Below are 18,468 nucleotides of genomic sequence, written 5' to 3' on the forward strand. Positions count from 1 at the left end.
TAACGTTTTGTCACCTGGAAGATCCGGTACCGACACGGAGGCTCGACGATGGCCACGCAGGACACCCCCAGCACCACCGGCACCACCAGCACCACCGCACACCTCTCGCCCGAGGCGCTCGCCGGCGCCCTGGCCCCGCTCGCGACCGCGCTCGGCGACCGCCTGCTCACCCCGGCGTCCGACGGGTTCGCCGACGCCGCTGCCGTCTTCATGGGCGGCTCCGAGCGGACCCCGGCCGCGGTGGCGCGCGTGCGCGACACCGACGAGGTCGCGACGGCGCTCGCGGCCGCGCACCGGGCCAGCCTGCCGGTCGCAGTGCGCGCCGGCGGCCATAACCTCGCCCGGCACAGCCTGCTCAACGGCGGGCTGGTGCTGGACCTGCGCCTCATGGACGGCGTCGAGATCGACCAGGACGCCGGCGTCGGGCGGGCGCAGGGCGGCGTCCTCGCGGGCGACTACATCACGGCGGCCGGCGAGCACGGCCTGGCCACCGGGTTTGGCGACACCGGCGGCGTCGGCCTCGCGGGCATCGCGCTCGGTGGCGGCATCGGCTACCTCAGCCGGGCCCACGGGCTAACCGTCGACAACGTGCTGGGCGCCGAGGTGGTCCTCGCGGACGGCCGGGTCGTCCGGGCCGACGCCGACGAGAACCCCGACCTCTACTGGGCGCTGCGGGGCGGCGGCGGCAACTTCGGCGTCGTGACCCGGCTGGACCTGCGGCTGCGCGAGCTGCCGGTGGTCACCGGCGGCATGTTCGTCTGGCCCGCCGAGCCCGGCACGCTCGCGGGCGTGCTGGCGGCGCTGGCCCAGGCGCCTGCGGAGCTCTCGGGCATGGTCAACGTCCTGGTCGCCCCGCCCCTGCCGATGCTGCCCGCGGAGGCGCACGGCAAGCCGATCGTCATGGCGCTGGTGTGCTTCGCCGGCCCGGCCGACCAGGCCGAGGCGGTCTACGCGCCGCTCCGTGCCCTCGCGCCCCTGCACGACAGCGTGGGGGAGATCGCCTACCCGGAGATGTTCGCGGGCGGTGGCGGCCCGGAGGGCGGCATGCCGGGCGACGCCCGGACCGGGTTCCTCGGGGACGGCGCCTGGGCGCCCGACCTGGCCTGGGCGACGGCGGCCGTCGAGGCCGTGCTCGGGGCGCCGCGCGGAGTCGCGGCGGTCAACCTGCGGCCCATGGGCGGCGCGATCGCGAGCACCGACGCGGCGGACACGGCGTTCGCGCACCGCGACGCCGCCTGGATGGTCACGGTGCAGGGTATGACGCCGGAGCTCGACGGCCTCGCGGGGCTGCACACGTGGGTCAGCTCCACGGCCGACACGCTCGGCGTCGGCGGCCGCGGCTACGTGAACTTCATGTCCACGGCCACGGAGGAGGACGTCCGCAACGCCTACCCCGAGGCGACGCTCGCCCGGCTGCGCGAGGTCAAGCGTGCCTACGACCCGGGCAACCTGTTCGCGTCGAACCACAACGTGCGGCCGTGAGACGAGTCGGACGCTCAGGTCACCCGAGGGACCTGAGCGTCTGACATGTCGAGGGTGGTCAGGTCAGCGGGTCACGGGACCGTGTAGCCCGCCGTCCGGAACATCTCGTACCACTCGGCGCGCGTGAGCGGGATGTCCGAGCCGAGCGCGGCGCCCGCGACCCGCTCCGGGTTGGTGGTGCCGAGCACCACCTGCATCTGCGCCGGGTGGCGCGTGATCCAGGCGGTGGCGATCGCGATGGCCGGCACGTCGTACTTCTTGGCCAGCCGGTCGATCACCGCGTTCAGCTCGGGGTAGTCGGGCGAGCCGAGGAACACGCCGTTGAAGAACCCGGCCTGGAACGGCGACCAGGCCTGCACGGTGATGTCGTGCAGGCGGCAGTAGTCGAGCGTGCCGGAGTCGCGGCTGATCGACTGGTCCAGGCCCTGCATGTTCGCGGCCACGCCCTGCGCCACGAGCGGCGCGTGTGTCACGGAGAGCTGGAGCTGGTTGGCCACGAGCGGCTGCGTCACGGACGTGCGCAGCAGCTCGATCTGGCCCGGCGTGTGGTTCGAGACGCCGAACGCGCGCACCTTGCCCGACGTCGACAGGTCGTCGAACGCCCGCGCCACCTCGTCCGGCTCCACGAGGGCGTCGGGGCGGTGCAGCAGCAGGATGTCGATGTAGTCGGTGCCCAGCGCTTCCAGGGAGCCCTCGACGGACTCGACGAGGTGCTCGTACGAGTAGTCGAAGTACGGCCCCTCGCGCACGATGCCGGCCTTGGTCTGGAGCACGATCTGCTCGCGCTCCGACGAGGTGAGCTGCATGGCCTCGGCGAACCGGGTCTCGCAGCCGTGCAGGGCCGAGCCGTAGACGTCGGCATGGTCGAAGAACGAGATGCCGGCGTCCCGGGCCGTCTTGACCAGGGTGCGCACCTCCTCGTCGGTCTTCTCCTGGATGCGCATGAGGCCCAGGACCACGTTGGGGACGGTGAGGTCCGTACCGGGCAGGGTGAAGGTCTTCACGGGTTTCTCTCCTGTGGGGTGTGAGTGGTACGGGCGGCTCAGGCCGCGGAGAGCCGGGCTACCTCGTCGGCGGTGAGCTCAAGCTCCGCCGCCTTGGCGGAGTCTGTGATGCTGGTGGGCCGCGACGCCCCGGGGATCGGCACGACGACGTGCGTCAGTGCGAGCTCCCACGCGAGCGTCACCTGGAACGGGGAGACGCCGTGCGCGTCGGCGACCTCCTGGAAGGCGGAGAACTCCGCGCCGAGCTCGCCCGAGCGGGCCAGGGAGATACCTCCCAGCGGGCTCCACGGAAGGAATGCGATGCCCAGCTCGGTGCACAGGTCCAGCTCGGGCAGCGAGGAGCGGAACCGCGGCGAGAACTGGTTCTGCACGGATGCCAGGCGTCCACCCAGGATGTCGTTCGCCTCGCGGATCTGGGCGGGGTTCGCGTTGGAGATGCCGGCCATCTCGATGACGCCCTCGTCGAGCAGGTCGCGGATCGCGCCCACCGAGTCGCCGTAGGGCACGTTCGGGTCGGGCCGGTGGAACTGGTAGAGGCCGATGGCCTCGACCCCGAGCCGCTTGGCCGAGGCCTTGGCGGCCTCCTTGAGGTACTCGGGACGGCCGTCCCTGGTCCAGGAACCGTCGCCGGGGCGCAGGTGTCCGCCCTTGGTGGCGACCAGCACGCCGGAGGTGTCGCCGCCGTAGGACCGCAGGGCCTCGGCGATGAGCGCTTCGTTGTGTCCCACCTCGTCAGCGAACTGGTGGTAGGCGTCGGCGGTGTCGATGAGGGTGACGCCGGCGTCGAGGGCCGCGTGGATCGTGGCGATCGAGCGGTCGCGGTCGGGACGACCCTCGATGGACATCGGCATTCCGCCGAGACCGATCGCGGAGACGGCGCGGCCACCGATGGTGCGGTGCTGCATGAGTTACTCCCTGTGTCGCAATGGGTTCGGAACCGAGCCTAGGAAGCGATAACCTAGAAGTCCAACAACTCTTCATCATCATTCCTAGAACTGGGACTGCTTAATGGAACTGCGTCAGATGGAATACCTGGTTGCGCTCGCGGACGAGCGCCAGTTCACCCGTGCCGCCGAGGTCACCCGTGTCTCCCAGTCCGGGCTGTCCGCCGCCATCCGTAACCTCGAGGTCGAGCTGGGCACCAAGCTGTTCACCAGGACCACCCGGCGGGTCGAGCCCACCGAGGCGGGCCTGGCGCTGCTGCCTTTCGCCCGTTCCATGCTCTCCTCCGCGACGGAAGCTCGCGATGCGGTGGTCCAGGTCTCTCGTGAGCTCGCGGGCACGCTGCGGGTCGGCTCGGAGCAGTGCCTCGGCGTCGTCGACGTGGCTACGCTGCTGGAACGCTTCCACCGGCGCTACCCGCGCGTGGAGATCGCGTTCCAGCAGGCGGGCTCGCACGAGCTGCTCGCGGGGGTGCGCGACGGCGAGCTGGACGCCGCGTTCGTGGCCACCGCCGACCACGTGGGCGTGCTGCCCCGGACCGTCCTGGGTCAGGAGCCGGTCGTGCTCCTCTGCCCGCCGGACCACCCGCTCGCGTCCCGCGCGACCGTGGACCGGGCCGACCTGGCCGGCGAGAGCTTCATCGACTTCCACCCGTCCTGGGCGGTGCGCCAGATGAACGACGACGCGTTCGCCGCCCGGGGCGTGCGCCGGAGGGTGCGGTTCACCGTCAACGACGTGCACACGCTGCTCGACCTGGTCGACCGCTGCCTCGGCGTCGCGCTCGTGCCGCGGCACGTCGCAGCCAAGCCGCAGGCCGTCCGCCTGGTCGCGATCCCGGTCGCGCCGGACGGCGCCGCGGACTGGATCGTCTCGCTGGTCACGACCCCGGACCGCGCGGACTCCCCGGCCCCGCACCTGGCGGAGCTCCTGTCCGAGGCCCCGGCCGGCACTCCTTTTCCGGTCGGCTGACGCAGTCCGCACTGTGCAGTCGCGAGGCTCGCCGAACGTAGGGTTGGTCGCTCTGTCAGCGCCGGGAGAGCGACCAACCCTACGTTCGACGGATCAGGCGCAGCCCACCGTCAGGCTCAGCCAGTCGGCGCGGTCGTTGTAGCCGCCGTCACCCGCGTCGCCGACGCGGAGGGACAGGTCGCGGACTCCTGTGACGTCCAGGTCGAACGGGATCGCCGTGCCGCGCTCCACCAGGCCGCTGCTCCAGATGGTCTCCCCGTCGCCGACGACGTCGAACGTCGCCGTGCCTCCCTCGGGGCCGACCGTGCCGACCACGTCGTCGATGCTGACGCTCCCGGTCAGCGCGGTGCACGCGCCCCCGAGGTAGTACCGGACGTGCGACGGGGTGGCGACGCCGATCCCCGTCTCGTGCACGACGCCGGCCACCGTGAGCGGCGAGCCGCCGCCCACGCTCCGGTCGACCGTCGGCTCCATCCAGCCGCTGCTCGCGCTCACCCACGGGTGTCGCGAGAGCACGACGTCGCTGCCGGACGGCGCCGCGGGCGCGACCGTCACGCGGGACGGCGGCGTGGTGACCCGCCCGGAGCCGGACGAGACGGACGCCGTGACGTCGTAGCCGCCGGTCTCCGTCCCGGCCGGGACCGACACCGTGAACGCCGCGGCCGCCGAACCGCCCGGCCGCACCACCCGCGGCGCCGGCCCGGATGCCGCGACGGTCCAGCCCTCGGGAACGGCCAACGAGACGCGCGGGTCGCGCACGGCCGTGCCGCCGTCGTTGTGCAGCGTCACCTCGGCGGTCAGCCGGTCGCCGGCCGCGGCCAGCAGGTCGGTGGTGGGCGCCACGGCGTCGGCCCCGACGGACGTGAAGGCGGGCGGGGCGGCGACCAGGCGCGGGACGCCGTCGTGCCGGGTGGGCGTGACCCGCAGCAGCGCGGCGCCGTGCGCCGGGACCGCGGCCCGGACCGTGCCCGACGACTGGGTGCGGGCGTCCGTCCAGGTGTCCAGCACCTCGAACGAGGCGCCGCGCAAGCCCAGGTCACGGGCGGTCGTGGCCACCTCGGCGGGCCGGTCCCCGCGGTTCAGCAGCGCGACGGCGACCGAGCCGTCCGCGAGCGGCTTGGCCCACGTCTCCGTGGTGCCGGCCGCGCCGACGCGGGTGCCCTGGATGCCGAGCCGGTCCTGGTCGATCGCCAGCACGTCCTCGTCCAGCAGGATGTCCATCGACTCCTGGCTGAGCGTGCGCGGGTCGCTGGAGATGACCAGCGGCGCGGCCGCGACGGTCCACAGCGACATCTGCGTGCGGAACTCCTCGGTGGTCATGCCGAGCTCCGGGCCCAGGTAGTCCGGGTCGCTGAACCGTCCCGGCCCGGCGACCTCCGGGTGCCGGGCGTTCGCGTCGAAGTTGCGCAGCACGTCCTTGAACTGGATCTGCCCCACGAACCCGACGTCGGTGTAGGTGCGCCACGACTCCGCGATGTCGGGCGCGTAGGTCCACGACCACGTGGACTGCTGCTCCTGCGGATAGTCGCCCCAGTCCGGCGACGTCACGGGGTTGCACAGGTTGAAGATCATGGGCCGGCCGGAGCTGTTGTCCCGCAGCGCCTGCGCGAACGCGGTGAACGCCTCCTGCGGGTCCAGGTCGGCGGTGATGCCGCACAGGAAGTCGACCTTGACGGCGTCGTAGCCCCACTCCGCGAAGGTGTCGGCGTCGGTCTGGTAGTGGCCGCCGCTGCCCAGGCCGCACGTGCCCGGGATGTACGGCCCGGCGTCGGTGTAGATGCCGGCGCGCAGGCCGCGGTCGTGGATCTCGTCGGCCAGGGCGGCCATGCCGTCGGGGAACCGCGCGGGGTCGCCCTGCAGGCGGCCGTCCGCGCCGCGCGGCACGTCGGCCTGCCAGCCGCCGTCGAGCCACACGATGTCGTAGCCCGCGTCCGCGAGCCCGGACGAGACCAGGAAGTCGGCCACGTCCAGCACCTCGTCGGCGCTGAAGTCACCGCCGAGGCCGTAGTAGGTGTTCCAGCCCTGGTAGGGCGTGGGGCTGGGGCTGGGGCTGTCGGACGCCGGGGCGGGCGTGGCGGGCGCCGCCGCGGCGCCGCCGGCCAGAGCCGTCGTGACCAGCGTGGTCGAGATGAGGGCGGCACAGGCTCTCGCCGCCCAGGAACGTACGGTGAACATCCAGGGTCTCCTGACGTCGTCGTCGGCTCGGCCGGGGCCGAGGGGAGGGACCCGCCCAGCAAACCCTGGGCCGAGGGCCCGACGGAATGCAGAGGACGACGCACCCACCTGGACGATCCGACGCGAACGACGGCGCTCAGCGGTCGTGCAGCCCCCGTCGGAAGTCCGTCGGGCTGCACGAGTGCACGCTGCGGAACTGCCGGGAGAAGTAGAACGGGTCGGGGTAGCCCACCGAGCGCGCGATGTCGGCGACGGGCAGCTCCGTGGTGATGAGCAGCTCGCACGCCCGGGCCATCCGCAGCCGCTTGACGTACTCGACCACGCCACCGCCGGTCGCGGCCCGGAAACGTGCGGAGAAGTGTGACGTGCTCAGCCCGAACCGGCGGGCCAGAGCCGCCACCTCGACGACGGCGTCCAGGTGCGTGCGCAGGTACTCCTGCGCGGCCCGGACCGGTTCGCCCCGCACCGGGCTGCCCGCGGCGGCGTCGGCCCCGATCTGCGCGAGCACCGACCACGCGGCGCCCGCGCAGCGCAGCAGGCTGGGGTAGGTCTCGTCGGTCTCCAGGGCGTCGACGACGCGTTCGAGGTCGGCGACGACGCGGACCAGGTCGTGCACCTCGACGACAGCGACGTCGTCCGGCCCGGCGTGCCCGGCCAGGTGCTGCTCGAACTCGGCGGCGTCCTCGCCTCGGACGTGCATCCACCAGATCGTCCATGGGTCGTCGTCGTCCGCCCAGTACTCGTGGGGCACGCCCGCGGGGATGACCAGCGCGTGAGCAGCGCCGATACGGTGCAGGCCGCCCGGGGTGCGGCACCAGCCGCGCCCGGCGGAGGACACGATGACGATGGTCCCGACGGCGCCCTGCCGGCGCACCCGCCCGTGGTTCGTGGCGTGCGGAAAATAGCCCGCGTCCGTGACCAGCAGGCGCGAGGTGGGGCCCGCCTTCGACGTCGCGCGGACCACGGTGGTCGGCAGCACGCGCAGGCGCTGCCCGGGGAAGCCGTCACGGATGCGCACCCCTGGAGGGTAGCGCCGTCCGCCCGCCCGCGTCAGGGGGCCGCCGGCCGCCCGGAAATAGTCGGATCGTCCAGGCAGTTAAGTCGATACGTCGCTTCCCGCGGCACCCGGGAGGTTCGTAGCGTCGGACCCATGCTCGATGTGGAGTCCGTGCTCGACCTTCCCGCCCGGCCCGACGACCTGGCCGGCCGGGCCTCGGCCGCCTGGGAGGCGCCGCTCACCCTGACCACCTACGAACCCCTGCCGCCCGACCGGTTCCCGGCGTACCTGGACCGGCGCGTCTACCAGGGGTCGTCCGGCCGCGTGTACCCCCTGCCGTTCCACCACCAGATCGCCGACGAGCCCCACCCGCGCGAGTGGCGGGCGGTGCACCTGGAGAACGAGTGGCTGCGCGTGGTGGTGCTGCCGGAGCTGGGCGGACGCATCCACGTGGCCCGCGAGCGGGGCAGCGGCCGGGACTTCTTCTGGACCAACCCGGTGATCAAGCCCGCGCTGGTGGGCCTCGCGGGGCCGTGGGTGGCGGGCGGCGTGGAGCTCAACTGGCCGCAGCACCACCGCCCGGCCACCTACCTGCCGGTGGACGTCGAGATCGAGGAGGAGCCGGACGGCGCCGTCGTCGTCTGGTGCTCCGACCACGACCCGTTCACCCGGATGAAGGGCATGCACGGCGTGCGGCTGCGCCCCGACAGCGCGCTGCTGGAGCTGACGGTGCGGCTCTACAACCGCAGCGAGCTGCCGCAGTCGTTCCTGTGGTGGGCCAACGTGGCGGCCAAGGTCGACGACGACTACCAGTCCTTCTTCCCGCACGACGTGACGTACGTGGCCGACCACGCGCGGCGCGCGATCACGGCGTTCCCGCACGCGGACCGCCCCTACTACGGGGTGGACTACCCGGCGCTCGCGGACCGGGGCGGCGACCGGCTCGACTGGTACCGCAACATCCCGGTGCCCACCTCGTACATGTGCCTGGCCAGCGACGAGGAGTTCTTCGGCGGGTACGACCACGCGGCGGGCCTCGGGTTCGTGCACGTCGCCGACCGCGCGCTCTCGCCCGGCAAGAAGCAGTGGACCTGGGGCAACGCCCCGTTCGGCCACGCCTGGGACGCCAACCTGGCCGACGACGGCTCGCACTACGTCGAGCTCATGGCCGGCGTGTTCACCGACAACCAGCCCGACTTCGCGTACCTGGCCCCGGGCGAGACCAAGGTCTTCTCCCAGTACTGGTACCCGTTCCGCGACGTCGGCCCGGTGGACCGGGCCACGCTCGACGCCGCGGTCCGGCTGGAGCGGTCGGACGTGACGGCGCGCGTCGGCGTCGTCGTGCCGCGCCCCCTGGACGATCTGACGGTCACGCTCTCGGCAGACGGCGCGGTGCTGACCACCGACGTCGTCGCCGCGGACCCGACCCGCCCGGCCCTGCTGACGCACGACGTGCCCGCCGGCACGGGCCCGCTCACGGTGACGGTGACCCACGGGGACCGGACCCTGGTGACATGGACGGAGACCCCGGCCGGCGTTCCCCGTGACGAGGCCGAGCCCGACCCCGCCGAGGAGCCGCCCGCCCCCGGCGAGGTCGGCACCGTCGAGGAGCTGGCGCTCATCGCGGCACACCTGGACCTGTACCGGCACGCCACGCGTTCGCCCGAGCCGTACTGGCGCGCAGCCCTGGACCGGGACCCGGGGCACGTGGACAGCCTGGTGGGCCTGGCCCGGCGCGCCCACGTGGCGGGCGAAGCCGAGCAGGCGCGCGACCATCTGGAGCGCGCCGTCGCGCGGCTGACCCGCCTGCACCGCAGCCCTCGCGACACCACGGCGGTCTACCTGCTCGGCCTGGTCCGCGAGGAGCTCGGCGACGACGCGGGTGCTTACGACGCCTACGCGCAGGCCGGCTGGTCGCGGGCGTGGCGGGCCCCCGCGGGCTACCGCATGGCGCGGCTCGACGCGCGCGCCGGACGGTACGAGGCCGCCCTGGCCCGGCTGGCCGACGTGCGCCGCACCGAGCCCGACCACCTCCAGGCGCTCGCCCTGACCGTGGTGTGCCACGGGCGGCTGCGGCAGCACGCCGACGCGGCGGCCACCCTCGCCGCCGCTCGCACCCTCGACCCCCTCGACGCCTGGCTGCGGCACCTGGACGGCCGGCCCGCGAGCGGCGACGCCCAGACCCTCCTCGACGTCGCGATCGAGCTGGCCGGGGTGGGGGAGCACGACGCCGCCCTCGCCTGCCTGGAGGAGGCGGAGGCCCGCGAGGGCCACCGGCCCGCCGGGCAGACCGCCGTCCGGCCGCTGCTCGCCTACCACCGCGCGCACGTGCTGCGGCTGGCCGGGCGCACGGACGAGGCCGACGCGGAGCGGGCGCGGGCCCGCGGGGTGGACGCCGCGTGGTGCTTCCCGGGCCGCCTCGCGGACGCCGCGGTGCTGCGGGAAGCGGCCGACGCCGACCCGGACGACGCCCGCGCGCGGTCGCTCCTGGGGCACTGGACCTACGCCGCCGGACGCCGGGCCGACGCCCTGATGCTGTGGCGGGCGGCGGTCGCCCTCGACCCGTCCGACGCCGTGGCCTGGCGCAACATCGGCCTGGCCGCCGTCAACCACGAGCGGGACCTGGCCGCCGCCCAGGAGGCGTACGCCGCCGCGCTCGTGGCCGCTCCGGACGACGCCCGGCTGCGCTACGAGCGCGACCAGCTCGCGGCGCTGACGGGGGAGCCCACCGCGGCCCGCCTCGCCGCGCTGCTCGGGCCGGGCGGGGCGGGCGGGCAGGGTCGGCCGTCGGCCCTCGACCGCGACGACCTCGCCGTCGAGGCCCTGCACCTCATGGTCACGGAGGGCCGGGCCGCCGAGGCCCTGGCGATCCTCGGCGGCCGCCGCCTCCACCCGTGGGAGGGCGGCGAGGGTCAGGCCCTGCTCGCCTGGGACCGCGCGCAGACCCACCGCGCGCTGGACGCGCTCGCGGAGGGCAGGGCCGCGGACGCCGTCGGGCATGTGCGGGCGGCCCTCGCGCCGCCGCCCACCCTGGGCGAGGCGCGGCACCCGCTGGCCAGCACCGCGAACCTGCACCTGCTGCTGGGCGACGCGCTCGCGGCGGCCGGCACGGAAGAAGCCCGGGACGCCTGGCGCACCGCGGCGACCCAGCGCGGCGACTTCGTCGAGATGAGCACGCAGGAGCACGGCGAGCAGACCTTCTGGACGGTCCTCGCCCTGCGCCGCAGCGGCGACGTCACGAGCGCGGACGAGCTGACGGCGGCGCTGCGCGCCTACCGCGACACGTACGCCGTCGAGGTGCCGCGCGTGGACTACTTCGCCACCTCGCTGCCCGACCTCCTGCTGTTCGAGGAGGACCCGCTGCGGGCCCGCGACCGGCGCGTGCTCGTGCTGGACGCGCAGCTCGCGCTGCTGGCCGGCGACACCGCGACGGCCGAGGCCCTGCTGCAGCGGTCGGAGCTGGCGGCGTCCCGCCACGCGGCCGACCTGCGGCACGCCGTCGCCCGCCATCCCGCGCTGCTGGGCGGGAGCACCACGACCGCCGACCCGAAGGAATACTCGGCATGACCACCCTGCTCACGACCCCGGACCGCCCGCGCGTGGTGACCCTGTGGGACTTCACCTGGTACACGCGCACCGGCCCGGGCGAGCCGTTCGAGGACCTCGACCGCGCCTTCGCACAGGCCCTGGAGCGCGGCTACGACACCATCCGGATCTGCGCCATGCCGTTCCTGCTGTTCCGGTCCGGCCTGGACACCTCCGCGCTGGAGCTGGGCCCGCTCGGCGGCGAGTTCGGGCAGCGCACCCGCTGGTACGACGTGCGCCGCGAGACGACGATCGACGCCCGCGCGCACCTGCTGGAGCTGTTCCGGGCGGCGGACCGGCACGACGTCGGCGTCATCGCGTCGTCCTGGGAGTACCAGCAGTCGCCGTCGTTCGCCGCGACGCCGCAGTGGTACGAGACGCTGCACGCCGTGGACCCGGAGCGGCGGGCGGAGGTGCTCGCCGACGCCCACGCCGACCTGGTGGACCTGCTGGAGGCGGAGGGCCTGGCCCACCGCCTGCTGCTCACCGAGCTCCACAACGAGGTGCAGATCGGCTACCTCGCCGACGGGCTGGGCGTGGGCCGCGGGGACGATGCCGTCCGCGCCCTGACGCCCCGGCTGGAGCGCGGCATCGCACGGTTCCGCGAGCGGCACCCGGCCCGGCCCGTCACGGTGAACTACGCGGGCGTGCCGGTCGGGGCGCTGAGCGCCCTGCCCGCCGACCTCGACGCCCTGGTGGTGCACCCGTACGTGTACGGCGTGCTGCAGGAGCTGGTCGACACGTTCGGGCTGCGCGGCCCCGTCGAGGACTTCGACGAGGACAAGGCCCGAGAGCTGCTGCGTCCCGACGCGCCGGGCCTGGCCGCCTGGACGGTGCCGCCGGGGCAGGAGTGGCGCACGCGGGCCACGATCATGTCCCTGCCCGAGCTGTACGTGCACGACTGGTGCGACCCGCAGGCGTGGGACCGCTGGCTGTACGACCGGTGGGGCACGCACCGCCTGGCGATGCTCCAGAAGCTGACGCTGTGGCTGGAGGTGGCGGCCGACGCCGCCGCCGGCCGGGGCATCCCGCTGATCCTCGGCGAGGGTTACGTGGGCTACACCCCGCTGCACGGCCGGTTCGAGGAGGACCCGGTCGGGGCGGAGATCTGCCGGCACGCGCTGCGGGAGGCGCGCCGGCTCGGCGCGTGGGGCGCCGTCGTCTGCTCCAATGCCGCACCACAGCACCCGATGTGGTCCGATGTCGCGCTGCAGCGGGAGTGTGCGGCGATCCTTTCGGGCGCGGACCTACCCGCGCCCGTGATCTGAGCGGTACCAGGTGCGCCAACGAGGGCGCACGGAGGAGGAACAAGGATGTCCAAGCGAACGATCACGCGCCGCGAGCTGCTCGCGGGCGGTATGACGCTGGGTGCGGCGAGCCTGCTGGCCGCGTGCGTGGGGACGACCTCGGGCGGGGGCGGGGGAGGCGGTGCGAGCACCGGCGCGATCACCCTGCAGAACTCGATCCAGGACGCCGACCCGAAGGCCGCCCTGGAGGCCCTGGTCAAGGCGTTCCCGGACGGTGAGGTCACGCTGAACTCGGTGGCCACCGAGCAGTTCCGGGCGCAGCTGACGAACTACCTGCGCTCCGGCGACTCGCCCGAGGTGCTGAGCTGGTACGCCGGCTCGGTCGCCCGCTCCTACGCTGAGGAGGGCCTGCTGCTCGACGTGTCGTCCCTGTGGCAGGGCGACGGTCCGTGTGCCGGGTACTCGGACGCGCTGCGCAGCCTGTCGTCCGACGCGTCGGGCAAGCAGATCTTCGTGCCCACGAGCTACTACTGGTGGGGCGTCTTCTACAAGAAGTCGGCGTTCGAGAAGTGGGGCGTCGAGGCCCCGACGTCGTGGGACGAGTTCCACGCGCTGTGCGAGAACCTCAGCGGCCAGGGCATCGTGCCGCTGACCAACGGCCTGTCGTCCACGCCGTGGATGGCCTCGGGCTGGTTCGACTACCTGAACCTCCGGGTCAACGGCGCGCAGTACCACCGCGAGCTGCTGGCCGGCGAGCACGCCTTCAACGACCCCGAGGTCGTGGCCGTCATGGAGGAGTACAAGCGGCTCATCCCGTACTTCGACAGGAACGCGGCGTCCTACACCGCCCAGGACGCCGCCACGCCCGTGGCCCAGGACAAGTCGGCGATGTACCTCAGCGGCACGTTCGTCACCACGTACTTCCCCGAGGACCAGCGCGACGACATCGACTTCTTCTCGGTCCCGGTCATCAACGACTCGGTGCCCACCGCCGAGGAGGCGCCGACCGACGGGTTCTTCGCGTCCGCCAACAGCGACAACCACGAGGGCGCGCTCGACCTGCTGGCCTACCTCGCCTCGACGACGTCGCAGCAGCAGTACATCGAGCAGTCGAAGTCGGCCAACCTGCCCACCTCGCCCGACGTCGACACGTCCTCCTTCAGCCCGCTGGTGCAGAAGGGCATCGAGCTGCTGAACAACACGCAGGAGATCACGCAGTTCTTCAACCGCGACTCCTCGGACGCCCTCCAGGCCACCGCCGACACCGCCCTGACCAAGTTCCTCGCCGACCCGGGCTCCATGAAGAAGACCCTCGACGAGTGGCAGAAGGCGGCCGAGGGGGTCTTCGCGTCGTGAGCGCGCAGCCGTCCACCACGACCCGCCGCCGGAACCGGTTCGCGCGCGTCCCGCTGCTCGTCTGGGTGTTCCTGCTGGTCCCGTTCGTGGTCGAGCTGTTCTGGGTGTTCTGGCCGGCGGCCAACTCGTTCTCGCTCGCCCTGACCCGCTGGGACGGCATCGGCCTGGCCGAGCCCGTGGGCCTGCAGAACTTCCGCGACCTGGCCGCCGACCCGATCTTCCTGACCGCCCTGCGCAACAACGTGATCTGGGTGCTCGGGTTCGGCGGCCTGTCCGTGGTGGGCGGCCTGGTCCTCGCCGTCACCCTGAACAAGCCCGGCCCCCTGGTCGGGCTGTACCGCAGCGCCATCTACCTGCCGATGGTCGTCTCGCTCGCCGTCAGCGGCCTCTTCTGGCGCGTCATGTACGCGCCCGAGGGGCCCATCAACGGCACGCTCGGCCTGCTCGGTCTCGAGTCCCTGGAGCGCCAGTGGCTCGCCGACCCCGCCGTCGCCCTGTGGGCCGTGCTGATCGCCGCCGTCTGGCGCCAGGTCGGCTACATCATGGTGCTCTACCTGGCCGGCCTCAAGGGCACCGACGGCACGCTGGAGGAGGCCGCCGCCGTCGACGGAGCCAACGCCTGGCAGCGGTTCTGGCGCATCGTCATGCCACAGCTGCGCGGCGTGAACACCGTCGTCTTCGCCGTGACCGTCATCGACTCGCTGCGCACCTTCGACATCGTCTGGGCGATGACCCGCGGCGGCCCCTACAACGAGACCCAGCTCCTGAGCACCTACATGTTCCAGCAGGCCTTCACCGCAGGGAACCTCGGCTACGCCTCGGCCATCGCCGTGGTCATCTTCGCCCTCGCGATCGGCTTCATCATCACCTACCTCGCCCGCCAGGCCCGGACGGAGGACTGACATGTCAGCACTCGCCCCACCCGCCGCCACCGGCGCGCCCGCGGTGGCCCGCCCCCGGCCCGCCGCCCGGCGTCGTCGGCCGCGCCCCGCCCGCTCGCCGTGGCTGCACGTCGCGATGGTCCCGGTCACGCTGCTGTGGCTGAGCCCCATCGTGTTCGTGCTGTTCGTCGCGATCCGCTCCTACGACGACATCGCCGGCCGCGGCCTCGGTGCCCTCCCGGCGTCGTTCAGCCTCGACGGCTTCGCCACCGCCCTGACCGAGGGCGGCGTGCTCCGCTCGCTCGGCAACAGTGCGCTGGTCACCGTGTGCGCGGTGGTCCTCTCCCTGGCGCTGTCGTCGTTCGCCGCGTACGCCCTGAGCCGGTTCGACATCCCCGGACGCCGCACCATCCTGCTCACCATGCTCGCCGGCAACCTCCTGCCACCGCAGATCCTGCTCGTGCCGGTCGCGTCCATCACCGACGCCGTCGGCATCGCCGACACCCTCACCGCACTCGTCATCGTGCAGGTCGGGTTCGGCATCGGCTTCTACACGTTCGTGCTGCACGGGTTCATGCGCGGCCTGCCGGGCGAGGTCTTCGAGGCAGCACGGCTCGACGGCGCCGGCCCCGGCGGCATCTTCTGGCGCATCGTGCTGCCCCTGTCACGGCCGTCGCTGGCGGCGCTCGCGGCCCTGGCCACCACCTGGATCTTCAACGACCTGATCTGGGCGATGACGGTGCTGCGCAGCGAGGCCAAGTTCCCGATCACCGCCGCCCTGCTCAACCTGCAGGGCGGGTTCGCGAGCGCCTGGAACGTGGTGGCGGCAGGCTCGTTGATAGCGGCCGTGCCGACGGCGATCGTGTTCTTCCTGTTCCAGAAGCAGTTCGTGTCCGGACTTCTCGTAGGAGCCAACAAGTGACCTGGATTCTTCCGACCCGTTCGGGTCAGTACGTCGTGGGCGAGGCGCCGCGCGGGGCCGGGCTGGTCGCCGTCGGCTGGGGGCCCGGTGCCGACGGGGCGGTGCCGCCCGTGGCGGCGACGTCGTCCTTCGAGGCGGACCTGGACCTGCTCCCGCTGGAGGCCACGGCGCTCGGCACGCGCAACGTGCACGGCGCGGAGCTCGTGGTCCGGCGCGCGGACGGCGTCCGGGGCGCGCGCCTCGCCCGTTCGGGCGAGGTCACGCTCACGCGGGACGACGACGGCGGCACGCACCTGGTCTGCCCGCTCGCCGACGAGGTGCTGGGCCTCGCCGTGACCCTGCACATCAGGACCCATCCGGCCCACGACGTCGTGGAGAAGTGGGCCGAGCTGCGCAACGACTCGGCCCACGCGATCGACGTGCTGCGTGGCTGGGGCGGGGCGTTCGCCGTGCCGACGTCGGGCGGGGCGGACGTCGCCCTGCTCGGCGGGGCGTGGTCGCGGGAGTTCACGCCGTTCCGCGCCGGTCTGGAGGCGGGCACGCTCAGCATCGGCAGCCGGCAGGGCATCACGTCGCACACGTACGCGCCGGTCGTGACGGTGGTTCCCGCCGGAACGGACGGGGTGATCCACTCCGCCGGAACGGACGCCCCCGTCCGGTACGGCGTCGCGCTCGCCTACAGCGGCTCGTGGCGCATGGCGCTCGACGCCGTCCCGTTCGCCGACCACGTCCGCGTCTCCGCCGGGCCGGACGACGAGTCGGGCGTCCTCACAGTGGAACCGGGCGCCGCGCTGACCACCCCGGTCCTGGCCGGGGTGCGCGTCGAGGGCGACGCCGACGACCTGGCACAGGCCTGGCACGACTACGAGGCGACCCTGGCCCGCACGCGCGGACCCGAGCACCGGCCCGTGGTCTACAACTCGTGGTTCGCCACCACGTTCGACGTCCGCGTGGAGCACCAGCTCCGGCTCGCCGAGGCGGCCGCGCAGGTGGGCGCGGAGGTCTTCGTGGTCGACGACGGCTGGTTCCGCGGGCGCACCACCGACCGGGCGGCGCTGGGCGACTGGGAGGTCGACACCGAGCGGATCCCGGGCGGGCTCGGGCCGCTGGCCGAGGGCGTCAAGGCGCTCGGCATGCGGTTCGGCCTGTGGGTCGAGCCGGAGGCCGTGAGCCCCGACAGCGACCTGCACCGCGCGCACCCGGAGTGGGCGCACCACGTGGACGGGCGCCCCCTGGAGACGCTGCGCCACCAGTACATGCTGAACCTCGGCCTGCCGGAGGTGGAGGAGTGGGTGCTCGGCACGCTGCGCCGCCTGCTGACCGACACGGACATCAGCTACCTCAAGTGGGACATGAACCGCTCCATCGCCGATGGTGGGCGCACCGCCCCGGGTGGCGACGACTGGTCCTGGCGGCACACCCAGGCCTACTACCGCGTGCTCGACGCCCTGCGCGCCGAGTTCCCGCACGTCACCGTCGAGGCGTGCGCGGGCGGCGGCGGCCGGATCGACCACGCCGTCCTCGCCCGCACCGACGTGGTCTGGCCCAGCGACGAGACGGGGCCGCGCGACCGGCTGGCGATCCAGCACGGGTTCCTGGGCGTGCTGCCCGCGTGGACCATGAGCTCGTGGGTCACCGACCTGCCCGACCAGCTCGACCCCGACCGGCAGGACGGCCCGGCGAGCCTGGAGTTCCGGTTCGTCGTCGCGATGGCCGGGGTGCTCGGCATCGGCGCGGACCTCCTGGCCTGGGACGACGCGACCCGCGAGCGGGCGGCGTCGTTCGTGGACCTGTACCGCTCGATCCGGCCGGTGGTGCACACGGGGCGGGTCCGGCGGCACGGGGCGCCGGCCGACCCGGCGTGCGCGGTGCAGTACACGGGCCCGGACACCGTGGTGGTGCTGGCCTGGCGGCGTCCGGGCGCGGGCCTCACGGTGCGGCTGCGCGACCTGGACCCGGACGCGGCGTACCGGGTGCGGGGCGAGGACGAGGTGCGGACCGGCAAGGCGCTCGCGGCCGGCGGGCTCCCGATCGGCTGGACCTGGCAGGACTGCGACGTCGTGCTGCTGGACCGGGTGTGAGCGCGCGGCCGCTGACCGTCCGGACCGACCCGGCCCTGGGCGGCCGCTGGACCTCGTTGGCCACGCCCGAGCGCGAGTGGCTCTGGCGCAACCCGCGGGTCCCGGCCGCCCGGCGGGCCGCCGTCGTGCCGGGCGACCCGTTCGTCGACGCGGGCGGCGGGGAGGAGTGCTTCCCCACGATCAACGGCCCGAGCGACCACGGCGAGGTATGGTCCAGGCCCTGGTCGGCCGGCGGCGACGGCGCGGCGCGGGTCCGGGCCGGGAACCTCACCCTGAGCCGCCGCCTCCGAGCCGACGCCGGCACGGTCCGCGCCGACTACACGATTGCCGGCCCGACCGGCGCGACTCTGCTGCACGCCGTGCACCTGCTGCTCGACCTCGGCCCGGACGCCCGCCTGGAGGTGCCCGGACGGCCCGACACCCTCGTGGTCGAGTGGCCGGAGCCGGGTGCGACGACGCCCACCACCTGGCCCGACGGCAGGGGGGTGCCGCTCGACGTCCTCGGCCCGGACGACGGGACCGCCCGCTGCGCCGTCGTCGCGACCGACCGGCTCGACGTCGTGGACGGCGCCGACCGGCTCTCGCTGCGCTGGGGCGTCGGGCCGGGTCACGCCGCCCCGGTGTCGCTGGTGGTGTGGCGCAACCTGGGCGCCTGGCCCGACGACGGCCCGTACCGGTCGGTCGGCGTCGAACCGCTGCTCGGCGCCGAGACCAACCTCGACCGCGCCACCCCGGACCGGCTGGCCCGCCTGGACGAGCGCGGCCGGCTGGACTGGTGGCTGGAGGTACAGGCCTCGGCCACGGCCCACGTCACCTAGGCTGACGGG

The 18,468-nt window shown here is 73.7% G+C and carries 13 protein-coding genes; 9 read left to right on the plus strand and 4 right to left on the minus strand.

The annotated features are described in order from the left end of the window. The first annotated feature begins 48 nt into the window (after nt 1-48). Nucleotides 49-1,482, plus strand: a complete 1,434-nt coding sequence (locus ACIPN7_RS28190; protein ID WP_400550245.1) for an FAD-binding oxidoreductase — start codon at nt 49-51, stop codon at nt 1,480-1,482. A gap of 71 nt (nt 1,483-1,553) precedes the next feature. Here ACIPN7_RS28190 and ACIPN7_RS28195 read toward each other — a convergent pair whose 3' ends face one another. Then, nucleotides 1,554-2,486, minus strand: a complete 933-nt coding sequence (locus ACIPN7_RS28195) for an aldo/keto reductase family oxidoreductase (RefSeq protein ID WP_400550247.1) — start codon at nt 2,484-2,486, stop codon at nt 1,554-1,556. A 38-nt stretch (nt 2,487-2,524) separates the two neighbouring features. After that, nucleotides 2,525-3,391 (minus strand): aldo/keto reductase, encoded by an 867-nt coding sequence (locus ACIPN7_RS28200; RefSeq protein WP_400550249.1) that lies wholly within the window; start codon nt 3,389-3,391, stop codon nt 2,525-2,527. Between the two features lie 118 nt (nt 3,392-3,509). Between ACIPN7_RS28200 and ACIPN7_RS28205 the strand changes: the two genes are divergently transcribed. Continuing rightward, on the plus strand, nt 3,510-4,397 hold the full coding sequence (locus ACIPN7_RS28205; protein WP_400550251.1) for a LysR family transcriptional regulator: 888 nt from the start codon (nt 3,510-3,512) through the stop codon (nt 4,395-4,397). Nucleotides 4,398-4,490: 93 nt separating this feature from the next. Here ACIPN7_RS28205 and ACIPN7_RS28210 read toward each other — a convergent pair whose 3' ends face one another. Together ACIPN7_RS28210 and ACIPN7_RS28215 are read right to left on the minus strand one after the other, a co-directional pair. Continuing rightward, on the minus strand, nt 4,491-6,572 hold the full coding sequence (locus tag ACIPN7_RS28210) for an NPCBM/NEW2 domain-containing protein (protein WP_400550253.1): 2,082 nt from the start codon (nt 6,570-6,572) through the stop codon (nt 4,491-4,493). A gap of 136 nt (nt 6,573-6,708) precedes the next feature. Beyond that, nucleotides 6,709-7,590, minus strand: coding sequence for a helix-turn-helix domain-containing protein (locus ACIPN7_RS28215; RefSeq protein WP_400550255.1), 882 nt, complete (start codon nt 7,588-7,590; stop codon nt 6,709-6,711). 132 nt (nt 7,591-7,722) lie between these two features. Between ACIPN7_RS28215 and ACIPN7_RS28220 the strand changes: the two genes are divergently transcribed. Genes ACIPN7_RS28220 through ACIPN7_RS28250 form a run of 7 tightly spaced genes read left to right on the plus strand, consistent with a single transcriptional unit; the run spans nt 7,723 to nt 18,459 of the window. Then, nucleotides 7,723-11,136 carry a DUF5107 domain-containing protein gene (locus ACIPN7_RS28220; protein ID WP_400550257.1) on the plus strand — a complete coding sequence of 1,138 codons (3,414 nt, stop codon included), beginning with the start codon at nt 7,723-7,725 and terminating at the stop codon, nt 11,134-11,136. Then, nucleotides 11,133-12,422: a cellulase-like family protein gene (locus ACIPN7_RS28225; RefSeq protein WP_400550259.1), complete on the plus strand. Its 1,290-nt coding sequence runs from the start codon at nt 11,133-11,135 to the stop codon at nt 12,420-12,422. Before ACIPN7_RS28220 ends, ACIPN7_RS28225 begins: the two co-directional genes overlap by 4 nt. Before the next feature lie 45 nt (nt 12,423-12,467). Next, nucleotides 12,468-13,757 (plus strand): ABC transporter substrate-binding protein, encoded by a 1,290-nt coding sequence (locus ACIPN7_RS28230; protein WP_400550261.1) that lies wholly within the window; start codon nt 12,468-12,470, stop codon nt 13,755-13,757. After that, nucleotides 13,754-14,659 carry a carbohydrate ABC transporter permease gene (locus ACIPN7_RS28235; RefSeq protein ID WP_400550263.1) on the plus strand — a complete coding sequence of 302 codons (906 nt, stop codon included), beginning with the start codon at nt 13,754-13,756 and terminating at the stop codon, nt 14,657-14,659. Before ACIPN7_RS28230 ends, ACIPN7_RS28235 begins: the two co-directional genes overlap by 4 nt. A gap of 1 nt (nt 14,660) precedes the next feature. Beyond that, complete coding sequence (locus tag ACIPN7_RS28240; protein WP_400550265.1) at nt 14,661-15,560, plus strand: carbohydrate ABC transporter permease; 900 nt, start codon at nt 14,661-14,663, stop codon at nt 15,558-15,560. Continuing rightward, nucleotides 15,557-17,641, plus strand: a complete 2,085-nt coding sequence (locus tag ACIPN7_RS28245) for an alpha-galactosidase (RefSeq protein ID WP_400550267.1) — start codon at nt 15,557-15,559, stop codon at nt 17,639-17,641. The genes ACIPN7_RS28240 and ACIPN7_RS28245 overlap by 4 nt, the downstream gene beginning before the upstream one ends. Continuing rightward, nucleotides 17,638-18,459 carry a hypothetical protein gene (locus ACIPN7_RS28250; protein WP_400550269.1) on the plus strand — a complete coding sequence of 274 codons (822 nt, stop codon included), beginning with the start codon at nt 17,638-17,640 and terminating at the stop codon, nt 18,457-18,459. The genes ACIPN7_RS28245 and ACIPN7_RS28250 overlap by 4 nt, the downstream gene beginning before the upstream one ends. Nucleotides 18,460-18,468: the final 9 nt, after the last annotated feature.

It is taken from the genome of Promicromonospora sp. NPDC090134 (assembly GCF_044746965.1).
Taxonomy (GTDB): Bacteria; Actinomycetota; Actinomycetes; order Actinomycetales; family Cellulomonadaceae; genus Promicromonospora.

Coding starts and splice junctions, on each gene's coding strand:
- ACIPN7_RS28210 (WP_400550253.1), bottom strand. CDS start 6,572: ATGTTCACCGTACGTTCCTGGGCGGCGAGAGCCTGTGCCGCCCTCATC.
- ACIPN7_RS28225 (WP_400550259.1), top strand. CDS start 11,133: ATGACCACCCTGCTCACGACCCCGGACCGCCCGCGCGTGGTGACCCTG.
- ACIPN7_RS28200 (WP_400550249.1), bottom strand. CDS start 3,391: ATGCAGCACCGCACCATCGGTGGCCGCGCCGTCTCCGCGATCGGTCTC.
- ACIPN7_RS28230 (WP_400550261.1), top strand. CDS start 12,468: ATGTCCAAGCGAACGATCACGCGCCGCGAGCTGCTCGCGGGCGGTATG.
- ACIPN7_RS28190 (WP_400550245.1), top strand. CDS start 49: ATGGCCACGCAGGACACCCCCAGCACCACCGGCACCACCAGCACCACC.
- ACIPN7_RS28220 (WP_400550257.1), top strand. CDS start 7,723: ATGCTCGATGTGGAGTCCGTGCTCGACCTTCCCGCCCGGCCCGACGAC.
- ACIPN7_RS28205 (WP_400550251.1), top strand. CDS start 3,510: ATGGAATACCTGGTTGCGCTCGCGGACGAGCGCCAGTTCACCCGTGCC.
- ACIPN7_RS28240 (WP_400550265.1), top strand. CDS start 14,661: ATGTCAGCACTCGCCCCACCCGCCGCCACCGGCGCGCCCGCGGTGGCC.